Source organism: Arsenophonus apicola (genome assembly GCF_020268605.1).
Taxonomy (GTDB): domain Bacteria; phylum Pseudomonadota; class Gammaproteobacteria; order Enterobacterales; family Enterobacteriaceae; genus Arsenophonus; species Arsenophonus apicola.
Genome location: NZ_CP084222.1, coordinates 3,093,222 through 3,110,512, shown reverse-complemented (window position 1 = coordinate 3,110,512; position 17,291 = coordinate 3,093,222). Strand labels below are relative to the sequence as shown.

Genomic DNA, 17,291 nt, shown 5'->3' with positions numbered 1-17,291 from the left:
AGGGTAACATGGCGTTACCCTTATACGAATTGAACGTTCACGAGAGAGGAAAAAATGGCTCGTAAAACTCCCATTACGCGTTATCGCAACATCGGAATTAGTGCCCATATTGATGCTGGTAAGACCACCACAACCGAACGTATCCTATTTTATACTGGCGTAAGCCATAAAATAGGTGAAGTTCATGATGGCGCAGCAACGATGGATTGGATGGAACAGGAGCAGGAGCGTGGTATTACTATCACATCAGCTGCAACTACTGCTTTCTGGTCTGGTATGGGTAAACAGTTTGACGAACACCGTATCAACATCATTGACACACCAGGACACGTTGACTTCACGATTGAAGTAGAACGTTCTATGCGTGTTCTTGATGGTGCGGTAATGGTTTATTGTGCAGTTGGTGGTGTTCAACCCCAATCTGAAACAGTTTGGCGTCAGGCAAATAAGTATCAAGTACCTCGTATCGCATTTGTTAATAAAATGGATCGCATGGGTGCTAATTTCTTGCGTGTTGTTGAACAGATAGAAACACGTCTGGCAGCAATACCCGTTCCACTTCAGTTACCTATTGGCGCTGAAGAGTCATTCACTGGTGTTATTGATTTAGTTAAAATGAAAGCAATCCAGTGGAGTGACAGTGATCAAGGTGTCACCTTCGTTTATGAAGATATTCCAGCAAATATGCAAGCTCAAGCTGAAGAGTGGCATGGTAAGCTGATTGAAGCTGCGGCCGAAGCATCAGATGAGTTGATGGAAAAATATTTTGGTGGCGAAGAGCTGTCTGAAGATGAGATCAAACAAGCATTACGTAAGCGCGTATTGAATAATGAAATTATTCTGGTTACGTGTGGTTCGGCCTTTAAAAACAAAGGCGTGCAAGCAATGCTGGATGCGGTTATTGAATATTTACCCGCGCCTACTGATATTCCTGCAATTAAAGGTGTTTTAACCGATGGTAAAAACACCCCAGCAGAACGTCATGCAAGTGATGATGAGCCTTTTTCAGCATTGGCATTCAAAATTGCAACTGACCCATTTGTTGGTAATTTGACTTTCTTCCGGGTTTACTCTGGTGTGGTTAACTCAGGGGATACTGTTCTTAACCCAGTTAAAGATAAAAAAGAGCGTTTTGGTCGTATCGTTCAGATGCATGCTAATAAACGTGAAGAAATTAAAGAAGTTCGAGCGGGCGATATTGCTGCCGCTATCGGCCTCAAAGATGTGACTACCGGTGATACTCTATGTGCTATGGACACGCCAATTATTTTGGAGCGGATGGAATTTCCACAGCCAGTTATCTCGGTTGCTATTGAACCTAAAACTAAAGCTGACCAAGAAAAAATGGGTATTGCTTTAGGCCGTTTGGCTCAAGAAGATCCATCATTCCGCGTGTCCACAGATGAAGAATCTGGTCAGACAATTATTGCTGGTATGGGTGAGTTGCATCTGGAAGTATTGGTTGACCGTATGCGTCGTGAATTCAAAGTTGAAGCGAACGTTGGTAAACCACAAGTAGCATACCGTGAGACTATTCGTAAGTCTATTGAGCAGGAAGGTAAGTTTGTTCGTCAGTCTGGTGGTCGTGGTCAATTTGGTCATGTATGGATACGCGTTGAACCTTTGGAAGCAGGCCATGAAATTGGTTATGAATTCCACAACGAAATCGTTGGGGGCGTTGTACCTAAAGAGTACATACCTGCGGTGGATAAAGGCGTTCAAGAACAGATGAAAAATGGTGTTCTGGCGGGCTACCCCATTGTTGATGTCAAAGTGGCATTGTATGATGGTTCCTATCATGAGGTTGATTCCTCGGAAATGGCATTCAAAATTGCAGGTTCTATGGCTTTCAAAGAAGGTTTCATGAAAGCAGGTCCAGTTTTACTGGAGCCAATCATGAAAGTTGAAGTTGAAACGCCTGAAGACTATATGGGTGACGTAATTGGTGACCTGAACCGTCGTCGTGGTATGATTGAAGGTATGGAAGATACAGCAACTGGTAAAACAGTTCGTGCACAAGTACCATTGTCAGAAATGTTTGGTTATGCCACAGATCTGCGTTCACAAACGCAAGGTCGTGCTTCTTACTCAATGGAATTTTTGAAGTATAATGAAGCACCAACCAATGTTGCTCAAGCAATTATTGAAGCTCGTAAAGCTAAGTAATTGGCTTTCGGTTTAACTATTTAATCTGGTTCTCTCTTATTGTTTGAGAGAACTCTATAAGGAATAGAGTCGTGTCTAAAGAAAAATTTGAACGTAAAAAACCGCACGTTAACGTTGGTACAATCGGCCACGTTGACCATGGTAAAACAACTTTAACCGCAGCAATCACTACCGTATTAGCGAAAAAATATGGTGGAAATGCGCGAGCATTTGATCAAATAGATAATGCACCAGAAGAAAAAGCGCGCGGGATCACCATTTCTACTTCTCACGTAGAATACGATACCCCTAGCCGCCATTATGCCCACGTAGATTGCCCAGGCCACGCAGATTATGTAAAAAACATGATCACCGGTGCGGCACAGATGGACGGTGCAATTTTAGTGGTAGCAGCAACCGATGGCCCAATGCCACAAACACGTGAGCATATCCTATTAGGCCGCCAGGTAGGAGTTCCTTATATCATCGTTTTCCTAAACAAATGTGACATGGTTGATGATGAAGAGTTGCTGGAACTGGTTGAAATGGAAGTACGTGAGTTGCTTTCTCAGTATGATTTCCCAGGAGATGACACGCCGGTAATCAGAGGTTCAGCGTTGAAAGCGCTGGAAGGCGTTGCAGAGTGGGAAGAGAAAATTATTGAGTTAGCCGATGCGTTGGATAGCTATATTCCAGAGCCAGAGCGTGCGATAGATAAGCCATTCTTGTTGCCAATTGAAGATGTGTTTTCAATCTCAGGCCGTGGAACGGTAGTAACAGGTCGAGTAGAGCGTGGTATAGTAAAAGTTGGTGAAGAAGTCGAAATAGTAGGGATTAAAGAGACGACGAAAACTACGTGTACGGGCGTAGAAATGTTCCGCAAACTGTTGGACGAAGGACGTGCAGGAGAGAACGTAGGTGTATTATTACGTGGTACAAAGCGTGAAGATGTAGAGCGAGGTCAAGTATTGGCCAAACCAGGTTCAATCAAACCGCATACTCAATTTGAATCAGAAGTCTATATTTTGAGCAAAGATGAGGGCGGACGCCACACGCCATTCTTTAAAGGTTATCGTCCCCAGTTTTATTTTAGAACGACGGATGTCACGGGCACAATCGAATTGCCAGAAGGCGTGGAGATGGTAATGCCAGGCGATAATATCAACATGAAAGTGACGTTGATAGCGCCAATCGCGATGGATGAAGGGTTGCGTTTTGCGATCCGAGAAGGCGGTCGTACAGTTGGTGCGGGTGTCGTGGCTAAAATTATTGCTTGATCTTTAAAGCAATAATTGTAAAAAGGGCATCATCTGGTGCCTTTTTTATACTAGCTTAGATAACTTAAGAACCTATCTCATCAATAGTTTATATGGTCAATTATTGGTGAGATAGGCTCTGATATAAAGAATTATTGGATGTCTCTCAATAGTTGAATGTCATACTGGTTTATGGCGTAAAGTGAGATACAATAGTGGTATGTTTTATTTCGGTCAAATTTGAATTGTTTTACGAGGCAAATTGACTTTTTATTATATCATAGTAACGGGTTGATTTATGAGTGCGAATAGCGATGCTCAAGAAAGCGGACGTAGTTTTGATGTAGCAAAATGGGTATTAGTCGCGATTCTTTTAGTTATTGCTATTGTTGGTAATTATTATTTCCGACAATACAATCTTGCATTACGTGTCATAGCAGTTGTTGCTATTGCCGCGCTTGCTGGTGGCATTGCATTGTGGACAGCAAAAGGAAAAGCAACTTTAGCATTTGCTCGCGAAGCTCGTATTGAAATGCGTAAAGTCATTTGGCCAACGCGCCAGGAAACATTACAGACAACATTAATTGTTGCGGCAGTTACTGCCGTTATGGCACTAATTCTTTGGGGATTAGATGGTATACTGGTGCGTTTAGTTTCATTTATTACAGGCCTGAGGTTCTAAAATGTCTGAATCCCCTAAAAAACGCTGGTATGTTATTCAAGCATTTTCTGGTTTTGAGGCTAGAGTGGTCCAGTCATTGCGTGAGCATATCAAGTTACATGCTATGGAAGATAAGTTTGGTGAAGTGATGGTGCCAACGGAAGAAGTGATGGAAATCCGAAGTGGCCAACGTCGTAAAAGTGAACGAAAATTCTTTCCCGGATATGTTTTAGTTCAAATGACCATGGATGATGATAGCTGGCATTTAGTGCGTAGTGTACCACGTGTTATGGGTTTTATTGGTGGTACACCAGATCGCCCAGCTCCTATTAGCGATAAAGAAGTTGATGCGATTATGAATCGTTTGCAGCAAGTAGGGGATAAGCCACGACCAAAAACCTTGTTTGAGCCAGGAGAAATGGTTCGTGTTAGTGATGGTCCATTTGCCGACTTTAATGGTGTGGTTGAAGAAGTTGACTATGAAAAGAGCCGACTCAAAGTATCGGTTTCTATTTTCGGTCGTGCAACACCGGTAGAGTTAGATTTCAGTCAAGTAGAAAAAGTGTAATACACTTGACAACTTGCTTGTAAAAGGCGGGAAATTTGGCTACAATTCCGCGCTTTTATTTTTTTATGGCCTGAAAATCGTACAGGTCATTATATACACAGGGGAGCTTCATAATTGAAGCGACATTACCCAATTAGAGGAAATTATGCATGGCTAAGAAAGTACAAGCCTATGTTAAGCTGCAAGTTGCAGCAGGCATGGCTAATCCTAGTCCACCAGTTGGCCCGGCTTTAGGTCAGCAAGGTGTGAATATCATGGAATTTTGTAAAGCGTTTAATGCTAAAACAGATAGCTTAGAAAAAGGCTTGCCAATTCCAGTTGTAATTACTGTCTATTCAGACCGTTCATTTACATTCATAACCAAGACACCACCAGCCGCTGTATTACTGAAAAAAGCAGCAGGTGTTAAGTCAGGTTCAGGCAAACCAAATAAAGAGAAAGTTGGCAAAGTAACCAGCGCACAAATTCGTGAAATTGCAGAAACTAAAGCTGCGGATATGACAGGGGCTGATATTGAAGCGATGATGCGTTCAATTGAAGGTACTGCTCGTTCCATGGGCTTGGTAGTGGAGGGTTAATCAATGGCTAAACTAACCAAGCGTATGCGCACTATCCGTGAAAAAATTGATGCAACTAAACAATATGATATTTCTGAAGCAATTACACTTTTGAAAGAATTAGCGACTGCTAAATTTGTAGAAAGCGTGGATGTTGCAGTTAATCTCGGCATTGATGCACGTAAATCTGATCAAAATGTTCGTGGTGCAACGGTTTTACCGCATGGGACAGGTCGTTCTGTTCGTGTTGCTGTATTTACTCAAGGAGCCAATGCTGAAGCAGCAACCGCTGCTGGAGCTGAATTAGTTGGCATGGAAGATCTGGCTGATAAAATTAAAGCGGGCGAAATGAACTTCGATGTTGTTATTGCTTCGCCAGATGCAATGCGCATTGTTGGCCAGTTAGGTCAGATTTTAGGCCCTCGTGGCTTAATGCCAAATCCTAAAGTTGGTACCGTAACGCCTAATATTGCTGAAGCGGTACAAAATGCCAAAGCGGGACAGATCCGTTATCGTAATGATAAAAACGGTATCATTCATACCACTATTGGTAAGGTTGACTTTGACGATAGTAAATTAAAAGAAAATCTTGAAGCACTACTGGTTGCGTTGAAAAAAGCAAAACCATCTTCTGCTAAAGGTGTTTATATTAAGAAAATTAGCCTATCTACCACAATGGGGGCAGGCGTTGCCGTTGATCAAGCAGAATTATCTGCTTCAGCGTAATTTTTTGAATATTATTTTTTGCTTTACCTTTATGTTAAATTTGTATAGAATTTGACGCCCTATGTTTGTTATCTCTATTTTAGTAGTGATAACAAACTCTGAATTTAGGTTGGTGCCTGGCCTTATCCAGGCCCCGTCCAAGACCGTAGGTGTAAGTAATTACTTAATATCCTACGTAGACGGTGACAGAGCCACTAAGATTAATTTCTGGATTCTGCTCACCGTATTTTAACGCTCAAACATATGGGATGTTTTGAGTGATGTGAGTCCCGGGATAACCCGGTTAATCCAGGAGCAAGAAGCTAATGGCACTAAATCTTCAAGACAAACAAGCGATTGTTGCTGAAGTCAGCGAAGTAGCCAAAGGTGCGCTGTCTGCAGTTGTCGCGGATTCCCGCGGTGTAGCTGTAGATAAAATGACTGAACTGCGTAAAGCAGGTCGCGAAGCCGGTGTTTATCTTCGTGTTGTTCGTAATACGTTGATGCGCCGTGTTGTTGAAGGTACTACTTACGAGTGCCTTAAAGAAGCGTTTATTGGTCCAACCTTGATTGCTTTTTCTAAAGAACATCCGGGCGCAGCAGCTCGTTTGTTTAAAGAATTCGCCAAAGCGAATCCAGCATTCGAGATTAAAGCAGCAGCCTTTGAAGGAGAGTTTATTCCAGCGAATCAAATTGATCGTTTGGCAACTCTTCCAACTTACGAAGAAGCAATTGCGCGTCTGATGTCAACCATGAAAGAAGCCTCTGCAGGTAAATTGGCTCGCATTATGGCGGCACTACGCGATCAGAAAGAAGCTGCTTAAGTTTATTTCTGTCGTTGCTTTTTAACGTATAAAATATTTCTGAATTTTAGGAACCCTTGTTATGTCTATAACTAAAGAACAAATTCTTGATGCAGTTGCAGCCATGTCTGTAATGGATGTTGTTGAGCTGATCACTTTGATGGAAGATAAGTTTGGTGTTTCTGCTGCGGCAGCAGTAGCGGTTGCTGCACCAGGTGCAGCTGAAGCAGCTGAAGAAAAAACTGAATTTGATGTTATCTTGTCTGCTATCGGTGCTAACAAAGTTGCGGTTATTAAAGCTGTTCGTACGGCAACTGGTTTAGGGCTAAAAGAAGCTAAAGACATGGTAGAATCAGCGCCAGCAACAATTAAAGAAGCAGTAAGCAAAGAAGAATCTGAAACATTGAAGAAATCGCTGGAAGAAGCGGGTGCTTCTGTTGAAATTAAATAAGCTTTGCTTTAAGTTGGCAGCCTGATTTTATAGGCTGACGGCTGGTGATTTTTTAGTCACCAGCCTTTTTGCGCTATAAAGTGTATTAGGGTATCAGTAATATTTCACACTGTTTAGTTACTGAGTTATCCTTTCAATGCTTTTTGCTATTGACGACTTAATATACTGCGTTTATGACTCTGACAATTAAAACTTGGTAGTTATATAATGCAATGAAATGATTTAAGAGTAATAGCAATAAGTATTATGGAAAATAATCTGTTTTCCGTTCCAAAAAATAGTGTTGCAGATGCTGTCCTTTAGGACGGACAGAGTGGGCCACTGATCAGCAAGCTGAGGAACCCTATGGTTTACTCCTATACCGAGAAAAAACGTATTCGTAAGGATTTTGGCAAACGTCCGCAGGTTTTGGATGTTCCTTATCTTTTATCTATCCAACTTGACTCGTTCGCTAAGTTTATCGAGCAAGATTTAGAAGGTCAGAATGGGCTGGAAGCAGCATTCCGTTCTGTATTTCCAATTCAAAGTTATAGCGGCAATGCTGAATTGCAATATGTTAGCTATCGTCTTGGTGAACCTGTATTTGATGTTAAAGAATGTCAGATCCGTGGTGTCACTTATTCTGCTCCTTTACGGGTTAAACTACGTCTCGTTATTTACGAGCGTGAAGCACCAGAAGGCACAGTAAAGGATATAAAAGAGCAAGAAGTTTACATGGGTGAAATTCCACTCATGACAGATAATGGTACTTTTATTATCAATGGTACAGAGCGTGTTATTGTTTCTCAATTACATCGCAGTCCTGGCGTATTTTTTGATAGTGATAAAGGTAAAACCCATTCTTCAGGTAAGGTATTATATAATGCACGTATCATTCCTTACCGTGGTTCATGGTTAGATTTTGAATTTGACCCTAAAGATAATCTTTTCGTTCGTATTGATCGCCGTCGTAAATTACCGGCAACCATTATTCTACGTTCGATGGATTATGGTACCGAAGAAATCCTCAATCTCTTTTTTGAGAAGACGATTTTTCAAATCCGTGATAATAAGCTGTTAATGACGTTAATACCCGAACGTTTGCGTGGCGAAACAGCTTCTTTTGATATTGAAGCCAATGGTAAAGTCTATATCGAAAAAGGTCGCCGCATTACTGCACGTCACATTCGTCAGCTAGAAAAAGACAAAATCACTAGTATCGAAGTGCCTGTTGAATATATTGCAGGTAAAGTGGTAGCTAAAGATTATATTGATGAAAGTACCGGCGAATTGATCTGTACGGCGAATACAGAGCTTTCTCTGGATATATTGGCACGTCTAAGTCAAGGTGGTTATAAAACCATTGAGACCTTATTTACTAATGACTTAGATCACGGGGCATATATTTCAGAAACATTGCGTACTGATCCAACCAATGATCGTTTAAGTGCGTTAGTTGAAATTTACCGTATGATGCGCCCAGGTGAACCACCAACTCGCGAAGCGGCAGAAAATCTGTTTGAGAACTTATTCTTTTCTGAAGAGCGTTACGATCTTTCCGCGGTAGGACGGATGAAATTTAATCGTTCACTTGATCGTGATGCGATTGAAGGCTCAAGCATCTTAAGCAAACAAGATATCATTGATGTGATGAAAAAACTCATTGATATTCGTAATGGTAAGGGTGAAGTTGATGATATTGACCATTTAGGTAACCGCCGTATTCGTTCGGTTGGTGAAATGGCTGAAAATCAATTCCGAGTTGGTTTAGTGCGAGTAGAGCGTGCGGTTAAAGAGCGTTTGTCATTAGGTGATTTAGATGCATTAATGCCACAAGACATGATTAACGCGAAGCCAATTTCTGCTGCGGTTAAAGAGTTTTTTGGCTCAAGTCAATTATCGCAGTTTATGGATCAGAATAATCCACTGTCGGAAATCACCCATAAACGTCGTATTTCAGCATTAGGTCCAGGTGGACTAACACGTGAACGCGCAGGCTTTGAAGTTCGTGACGTACACCCAACCCACTACGGACGTGTATGTCCCATTGAGACTCCTGAAGGGCCGAATATCGGCTTGATTAACTCATTGTCTGTCTATGCACAAACCAATGAGTATGGCTTTTTGGAAACACCTTATCGTTTAGTGCGGGATGGTATCGTAACTGATGAAATTCATTATTTGTCAGCGATTGAAGAAGGCAACTACATCATTGCTCAGGCGAATACTGTTTTAGATGATGATGGTCGGTTTGTTGAAGAATTAATCACTTGCCGCAATAAAGGTGAATCCAGCCTATTTAGCCAAGATCAAGTAGAATATATGGACGTTTCAACCCAACAGGTTGTGTCTGTTGGTGCTTCATTAATTCCATTTCTTGAGCATGATGATGCTAACCGTGCATTGATGGGTGCGAACATGCAGCGTCAAGCAGTACCTACGTTACGCTCAGATAAACCCCTCGTTGGAACGGGTATGGAACGAGCCGTTGCTGTTGACTCTGGGGTAACAGCAGTTGCTAAACGTGGTGGTACTGTCCAGTATGTAGATGCTTCACGTATAGTTATCAAAGTTAATGAAGATGAGATGTATCCTGGTGAAGCCGGCATTGATATTTATAATCTGACAAAATATACGCGTTCAAATCAGAATACTTGTATTAATCAGATGCCATGTGTTGCGCTGGGCGAGCCGATAGAGCGCGGTGATGTTTTGGCTGATGGACCATCGACCGATTTAGGTGAATTGGCACTTGGTCAAAATATGCGCGTTGCGTTCATGCCCTGGAATGGTTACAACTTTGAAGATTCTATTTTGGTCTCTGAACGAGTGGTACAAGAAGATCGTTTTACTACCATTCATATTCAGGAATTAGCTTGTGTATCGCGTGATACTAAGTTAGGGCCAGAAGAGATTACTGCAGATATTCCTAACGTAGGTGAAGCTGCACTATCTAAATTGGATGAATCAGGTATTGTGTATATCGGCGCCGAAGTAACGGGCGGCGACATTCTGGTTGGTAAGGTAACACCGAAAGGTGAAACGCAATTAACGCCAGAAGAAAAATTATTGCGCGCTATTTTTGGTGAAAAAGCTTCTGATGTCAAAGATTCTTCACTGCGGGTACCTAATGGGGTATCAGGAACGGTTATTGATGTACAAGTCTTTACCCGCGATGGGGTAGAGAAAGATAAACGTGCATTAGAAATTGAAGAAATGCAGCTTCGTGATGCGAAGAAAGACTTAACTGAAGAGTTGCGTATCTTTGAAGCCGGTTTATTTGCCCGTATCAGAGCAGTACTAACTAATGGCGGTATTGAAGGTGACAAGCTGGATAAATTACCGCGTGAGCGTTGGTTAGAATTATCGTTGAAGGATGAAGAAAAACAAAATCAGTTAGAGCAATTGGCTGAGCAGTATGATGAGCTTAAAGCTGAATTTGAGAAGAAGCTAGAGGCTAAACGTCGTAAGATCACACAAGGTGATGATTTAGCGCCAGGCGTATTAAAAATCGTCAAGGTTTATTTGGCAGTAAAACGTCAAATTCAACCAGGCGATAAAATGGCTGGTCGTCATGGTAACAAAGGGGTTATTTCCAAAATTAACCCAGTTGAAGACATGCCTTACGATGAAAGTGGTAACCCTGTTGATATCGTTTTGAACCCACTGGGCGTACCATCACGTATGAATATTGGTCAGATTCTGGAAACCCATTTGGGTATGGCTGCGAAAGGTATTGGCGATAAGATCAATACCATGCTGAAACAACAGCGTGAAGTAGCCAAATTGAGAGAATTTATTCAGAAAGCTTATGACTTAGGAGATGATCCTCGTCAAACAGTTGATCTCAGTACCTTTTCTGATGAAGAAGTTCTGCGGTTAGCACATAATTTGAAGAAAGGTATGCCAATTGCAACACCGGTCTTTGATGGTGCAAAAGAAAAGGAAATCAAAGAACTATTGACTTTAGCTGAGTTGCCGACTTCTGGTCAGATTACATTGTATGATGGCCGTACAGGAGAGAAATTTGAACGTCAGGTGACAGTTGGTTATATGTATATGCTGAAACTGAATCATCTTGTAGATGATAAAATGCATGCACGTTCAACAGGCTCCTATAGTCTGGTTACTCAACAACCGTTGGGTGGTAAAGCACAGTTTGGTGGTCAGCGTTTTGGTGAGATGGAAGTTTGGGCTCTGGAAGCATATGGCGCCGCTTACACCTTGCAAGAAATGCTTACCGTTAAATCCGATGATGTGAACGGACGTACTAAGATGTATAAAAACATCGTAGACGGCAACAATCAGATGGAACCAGGGATGCCGGAATCTTTCAATGTATTGTTGAAAGAGATCCGCTCGTTGGGTATTAACATCGAACTGGAAGACGAGTAATAAGTGATGTTGTAAAGCCTAGTAGCGACTAAGCTTTACAAATTGTTACACTGGGTTTAGGAGGAAGTGGCTAAAACCGCTTCCTCGCAGGTTTAACTCCGACAGGAGCCATTCCGTGAAAGACTTATTAAAGTTTCTGAAAGCACAGACTAAAACCGAAGAGTTTGATGCGATCAAAATTGCTCTGGCCTCTCCAGATATGATCCGTTCATGGTCATTTGGTGAAGTGAAAAAGCCAGAAACGATTAACTACCGAACGTTCAAGCCTGAGCGTGATGGTCTTTTCTGTGCGCGTATTTTCGGGCCAGTTAAAGATTATGAATGTTTGTGTGGTAAATACAAACGATTAAAACACCGAGGTGTGATTTGTGAGAAATGTGGTGTTGAGGTCACTCAGACTAAAGTACGTCGTGAGCGTATGGGTCATATTGAATTGGCTTCACCGACAGCACATATTTGGTTCTTAAAATCATTACCATCACGAATTGGTTTGTTGCTTGATATGCCTTTGCGTGATATTGAGCGAGTACTCTATTTCGAATCCTATGTTGTGGTCGAAGGGGGTATGACAAGCTTAGAGCGTGGACAGATCTTGACCGAAGAGCAATATCTTGATGCTTTGGAAGAGTTTGGTGATGAATTTGACGCTAAAATGGGCGCGGAAGCGATCCAATCTTTGCTAAAAAATCTTGATTTAGAGCAAGAGTGTGAAGTTTTGCGTGAAGAGTTAAATACAACTAACTCTGAAACTAAACGTAAGAAATTAACTAAGCGTATCAAACTACTAGAAGCATTTATTCAGTCTGGTAATAAGCCTGAGTGGATGATTCTGAATGTATTACCGGTATTACCGCCGGATTTGCGTCCGCTTGTTCCGCTAGATGGCGGCCGCTTTGCTACTTCTGATTTAAATGATTTATATCGTCGCGTTATTAATCGTAACAATCGTTTAAAGCGTCTATTGGATTTGGCGGCGCCTGATATCATTGTACGTAATGAAAAACGCATGCTACAAGAAGCGGTTGACGCATTGCTGGATAATGGCCGTCGTGGACGTGCGATTACCGGCTCGAATAAACGTCCGCTGAAATCTTTGGCTGATATGATCAAAGGTAAACAAGGGCGTTTCCGGCAGAACTTACTTGGTAAACGGGTTGATTACTCAGGCCGTTCCGTTATCACGGTGGGCCCTTATCTTCGCTTGCACCAATGTGGTTTGCCTAAGAGAATGGCATTAGAATTATTTAAGCCATTTATTTATGGTAAATTGGAGTTACGTGGATTAGCGACAACGATCAAAGCGGCTAAGAAGATGGTTGAGCGTGAAGAAGCGGTCGTCTGGGATATTCTCGATGAAGTGATTCGTGAACATCCAGTGATGCTAAACCGCGCGCCAACACTGCATCGTCTCGGCATTCAGGCATTTGAACCTATTCTGATTGAAGGTAAAGCTATTCAGTTACACCCCTTAGTGTGTGCTGCTTATAACGCTGACTTTGACGGTGACCAGATGGCTGTTCACGTCCCGCTGACTTTAGAAGCGCAGTTAGAAGCACGTGCCTTAATGATGTCGACAAATAATATTTTGTCGCCAGCCAGTGGTGAACCTATCATTGTACCTTCTCAAGACGTGGTGCTTGGTTTGTACTATATGACACGTGATTGTGTAAATGCTGAAGGTGAAGGCATGGTATTGTCTGGACCGAAAGAAGCTGAACGGGTTTATCGTGCCGGCTTAGCATCCTTACATGCTCGCGTTAAAGTACGTATTACAGAAGAAGTGCGTGATGGTGAAGGTAATGTTGAGACTGGAACTCAGTTAGTTGATACTACCATTGGTCGCGCTATCTTATGGATGATCGTACCAAAAGGTCTGCCATACTCATTGGTTAATCAGCCGTTGGGTAAAAAAGCAATTTCTAAAATGCTTAATACTTGTTACCGCGTTTTAGGTTTAAAACCAACGGTTATCTTTGCCGACCAGATCATGTATACCGGTTTTGCTTATGCTGCGCGTTCCGGGGCTTCTGTTGGTATTGACGATATGGTAATACCGGAGAAGAAAGCCAGCATTATTGCTGAAGCTGAAGCTGAAGTTGCTGAGATTCAAGAACAGTTCCAGTCGGGTTTAGTTACTGCGGGCGAACGTTATAACAAAGTTATTGACATTTGGGCTGCGGCTAATGAGCGGGTCGCAAAAGCGATGATGGAAAATTTATCCACTGAAACCGTTGTTAACCGCGAAGGCCAAGACGAGCAACAAGTTTCGTTTAACAGCATCTTTATGATGGCTGATTCTGGTGCGCGTGGTTCTGCGGCACAGATCCGTCAGTTAGCGGGTATGCGTGGTTTGATGGCCAAGCCAGATGGTTCAATTATTGAGACACCCATCACAGCTAACTTTCGTGAAGGTCTGAACGTATTGCAATACTTCATTTCAACACACGGTGCACGTAAAGGTCTAGCCGATACAGCCTTGAAGACAGCAAACTCAGGTTATCTAACCCGTCGTTTAGTTGATGTTGCACAAGATTTGGTTGTCACTGAGGATGATTGTGGTACTCACGATGGTATTTTAATGACCCCGGTTATTGAAGGTGGTGATGTTAAAGAACCTTTACGTGAGCGTGTCTTGGGTCGAGTCACAGCAGAAGATATATTAGTACCGGGTACAGCTGATATTTTAATACCACGTAACACCTTATTAAGTGAAAAATGGTGTGATGAACTGGAAGCCAACTCGGTTGATAGCGTAAAAGTGCGCTCTGTTGTAAGTTGTGAAACTGACTTTGGAGTCTGTGCGAAATGTTATGGACGAGATTTAGCGCGTGGTCATATCATCAATAAAGGTGAAGCAGTTGGTGTTATTGCTGCTCAATCAATCGGGGAGCCGGGCACACAGTTGACAATGCGTACGTTCCACATTGGTGGTGCGGCATCACGTGCTGCTGCGGAATCGAGTATTCAGGTACGTAACAAAGGTAATATCAAACTGGTTAATGCCAAGTTTGTAAAAAATTCTGAAGGTCACTTAGTTATCACTTCTCGGAATACAGAATTACGAGTGGTAGATGAATTTGGTCGAACCAAAGAAAGCTATAAAGTACCATATGGCGCACACCTTAATAAAGGTGATGGTGACGGAGTTAATGGTGGTGAAACCGTTGCGAACTGGGATCCACATACCATGCCGGTTATCAGTGAAGTTGCGGGTATTATTCGTTTCTCTGATATGGCAGATGGACAATCTATTATACGTCAGACCGATGAACTAACGGGCTTATCATCAATTGTTGTGCTTGATACAGCTGAGCGTACGGCGGGTAGTAAAGATTTACGTCCTGCATTGCGTGTTGTTGATGCGAAAGGCAATGATGTATTAATTCCGGGTACTGATATGCCAGCGCAATATTTCTTGCCTGGTAAAGCGATTGTTCAATTGGATGATGGTGCGGCGATTAATATTGGTGATACCTTAGCTCGTATTCCACAAGAATCTGGTGGTACTAAGGATATTACTGGTGGTTTACCACGGGTTGCAGATCTATTCGAAGCGCGTCGACCAAAAGAACCGGCTATTCTGGCTGAAATTAGCGGTATTATTTCTTTTGGTAAGGAAACTAAAGGTAAACGTCGCCTAGTGATCACACCAATAGATGGTGGTGATGCATACGAAGAGATGATCCCTAAATGGCGCCAGCTTAATGTCTTTGAAGGTGAGCGAGTTGAGCGTGGTGATGTGATTTCTGATGGTCCAGAATCACCACATGATATTTTACGTTTGCGTGGAGCGCATGCTGTTGCTCGTTATATCACGAATGAAGTTCAAGAAGTTTATCGTCTACAAGGCGTTAAAATTAACGATAAACATATTGAAGTTATCGTTCGGCAGATGTTACGTAAGGTGACCATTGCTGATGCTGGTAGCTCTGAATTTTTGGAAGGTGAACAAGTAGAGTACGCCCGCGTGAAAGTAGCGAACCGCAAATTAGAGCAAGATGGTAAAGTACCGGCAACCTTTAGTCGTGATCTGCTAGGTATTACCAAAGCGTCTCTAGCGACAGAGTCCTTTATCTCAGCAGCGTCATTCCAGGAAACAACCCGTGTGCTTACTGAAGCTGCGGTTGCTGGAAAACGTGATGAACTTCGTGGTTTGAAGGAGAACGTCATTGTTGGTCGTCTAATTCCTGCTGGTACAGGTTATGCATATCACCAAGATCGGATGCGTCGCCGTCACATGGTTAATGAACCTGTCGAGTCATCACAAGTTAGTGCTGATGAGGCAACGGCGAATTTGGCAGAATTGCTAAATGCGGGTTTTGGTAATCAAGACCATGAATAATGCAGCTTGATCTGTAAAAAATGCCCTCATAATGAGGGCATTTTTATAGCTATATTATGGAGAATATTAAATTAATGATACGCTGCCGTTTTATTACTTTATATACATTGAGTATTTTTATTTCTTTTTTTCTCAGTTTTCCACTGTATGCGGAAAACAACATGGTTCCATTGTTTGAAAAGCGTCCGAATGCTGAGTTCAGTAAACCTATGAAAGTTAACCAAGACAGTGTGATTTATGCAGTCGTGGGAGGAAAAATACGGCAAGCTGGTTGGTTATTGAAAAATTCGCTTTTACTCATGCAACCGGGGAAAAATAATCTTTACCGTTTTCATTTTGGTAATAGTGATGGTTATATTACTCAGCAAAAAGCTTCTGAGGTAAAACAAAATCAGTTTCCAACGGATACTTTAAAACTATTAGATAAGCCCGTTTATGACTATTTAGTGACGACAAAACAAACCGCCATCTATTAAGATGCAGATGAGAAAAGCAAGATTATTGGTTTTCTCTCCGCCAATTTACGTTATCCAGTGCTTAATCAGATAGCGAAGAAGGTTAAGCACAACTCAACACCAATGAGCTCTTGGTTTATTATTGATCTTGGCGGTAGACTAGCTTTTATTGATGGTGGGGATGCTTCATTAGATAAAGGGATCCCAATTCTGACTTATCACCATTTACTGCCTAATAATGAAAATAAATTATTTCGTCATACCTCAACCACCACTTCAGTAGCAGCCTTTAAGGCACAAATGGCTTACTTAAAACATGCGGGTTATCAAACAATTACGTTGGATGAAGTTGATGGTTATTTAAAGAAAAAAATTAATTTACCAGGTAAGGTAGTCAGTATAACCTTTGATGATGGTTTAAAATCTGTTTATCGCTATGCTTATCCAATCTTAAAAGCTCACGGTCAGTTGGCAACGCTATTCGTTATCTCCTCACGTATTAAATTTCATGATCAAAAATGGGATCCGAATGGTTTACAATTTATGAGCAGACATGAGTTGAAAGAGAGCCGTGATGTCTTTGACATTCAATCTCACTCCCATTTTATGCATAGATTAGATAATAAAAATCAACCGATTATTTTTAGTCGATCATATCGTACGGTAAAACTTGATTTTAGCCGTTCCCGGCGTGAATTAGCACCGTTTAATCCCTTTCAACGTTACTTGGCCTATCCTTTTGGTGCATATAATAAACAAGTAATGGAAGCGGCCGAGGCTTCGGGTATGATTTTGGCATTGACGACTATTCAAGGTAAAGTGAAACTGGGTGATAATCCTTATGCCTTAAAACGGTTATATGCATTGCGCGATGATCCCATAAAAAAGTTTGCGCAAATGGTGGGTAATGGGCAGCAACAAATTATTAATAAAGACATTATTGTTGATCAATAAAGACGAGTTATTAAGATATC

At 41.8% G+C, this 17,291-nt stretch carries 12 protein-coding genes; all 12 read left to right on the top strand.

Features of this window, described 5'->3' with window-relative positions:
- The first annotated feature begins 54 nt into the window (after positions 1-54).
- Positions 55-2,166 (top strand): elongation factor G, encoded by a 2,112-nt coding sequence (fusA, locus tag LDL57_RS14770; RefSeq protein ID WP_180560396.1) that lies wholly within the window; start codon positions 55-57, stop codon positions 2,164-2,166.
- 71 nt (positions 2,167-2,237) lie between these two features.
- Complete coding sequence (tuf, locus tag LDL57_RS14765) at positions 2,238-3,422, top strand: elongation factor Tu (RefSeq protein WP_225506447.1); 1,185 nt, start codon at positions 2,238-2,240, stop codon at positions 3,420-3,422.
- A gap of 277 nt (positions 3,423-3,699) precedes the next feature.
- Positions 3,700-4,083, top strand: coding sequence for a preprotein translocase subunit SecE (secE, locus tag LDL57_RS14760; RefSeq protein WP_026823562.1), 384 nt, complete (start codon positions 3,700-3,702; stop codon positions 4,081-4,083).
- A 1-nt stretch (position 4,084) separates the two neighbouring features.
- Positions 4,085-4,630 (top strand): transcription termination/antitermination protein NusG, encoded by a 546-nt coding sequence (gene nusG, locus LDL57_RS14755; RefSeq protein WP_180558648.1) that lies wholly within the window; start codon positions 4,085-4,087, stop codon positions 4,628-4,630.
- A gap of 149 nt (positions 4,631-4,779) precedes the next feature.
- Positions 4,780-5,208, top strand: a complete 429-nt coding sequence (gene rplK / locus LDL57_RS14750) for a 50S ribosomal protein L11 (protein WP_026823564.1) — start codon at positions 4,780-4,782, stop codon at positions 5,206-5,208.
- Positions 5,209-5,211: 3 nt separating this feature from the next.
- Positions 5,212-5,913, top strand: a complete 702-nt coding sequence (gene rplA / locus LDL57_RS14745; protein WP_225506429.1) for a 50S ribosomal protein L1 — start codon at positions 5,212-5,214, stop codon at positions 5,911-5,913.
- Positions 5,914-6,218: 305 nt separating this feature from the next.
- Positions 6,219-6,716, top strand: coding sequence for a 50S ribosomal protein L10 (gene rplJ, locus LDL57_RS14740; protein WP_180558650.1), 498 nt, complete (start codon positions 6,219-6,221; stop codon positions 6,714-6,716).
- A gap of 61 nt (positions 6,717-6,777) precedes the next feature.
- A complete protein-coding gene (gene rplL / locus LDL57_RS14735) occupies positions 6,778-7,146 on the top strand; it encodes a 50S ribosomal protein L7/L12 (protein WP_180558651.1) in 369 nt (122 codons plus the stop codon).
- A gap of 345 nt (positions 7,147-7,491) precedes the next feature.
- A complete protein-coding gene (rpoB, locus tag LDL57_RS14730; protein WP_225506426.1) occupies positions 7,492-11,520 on the top strand; it encodes a DNA-directed RNA polymerase subunit beta in 4,029 nt (1,342 codons plus the stop codon).
- Positions 11,521-11,635: 115 nt separating this feature from the next.
- Positions 11,636-15,862, top strand: coding sequence for a DNA-directed RNA polymerase subunit beta' (gene rpoC, locus LDL57_RS14725; RefSeq protein WP_180558653.1), 4,227 nt, complete (start codon positions 11,636-11,638; stop codon positions 15,860-15,862).
- 161 nt (positions 15,863-16,023) lie between these two features.
- Positions 16,024-16,338: a hypothetical protein gene (locus LDL57_RS14720; RefSeq protein ID WP_225506412.1), complete on the top strand. Its 315-nt coding sequence runs from the start codon at positions 16,024-16,026 to the stop codon at positions 16,336-16,338.
- A gap of 102 nt (positions 16,339-16,440) precedes the next feature.
- The gene (locus LDL57_RS14715; protein ID WP_225506409.1) at positions 16,441-17,271 is read left to right on the top strand and encodes a polysaccharide deacetylase family protein; all 831 of its coding nucleotides are present in this window, start codon (positions 16,441-16,443) and stop codon (positions 17,269-17,271) included.
- Positions 17,272-17,291 lie beyond the last annotated feature (20 nt).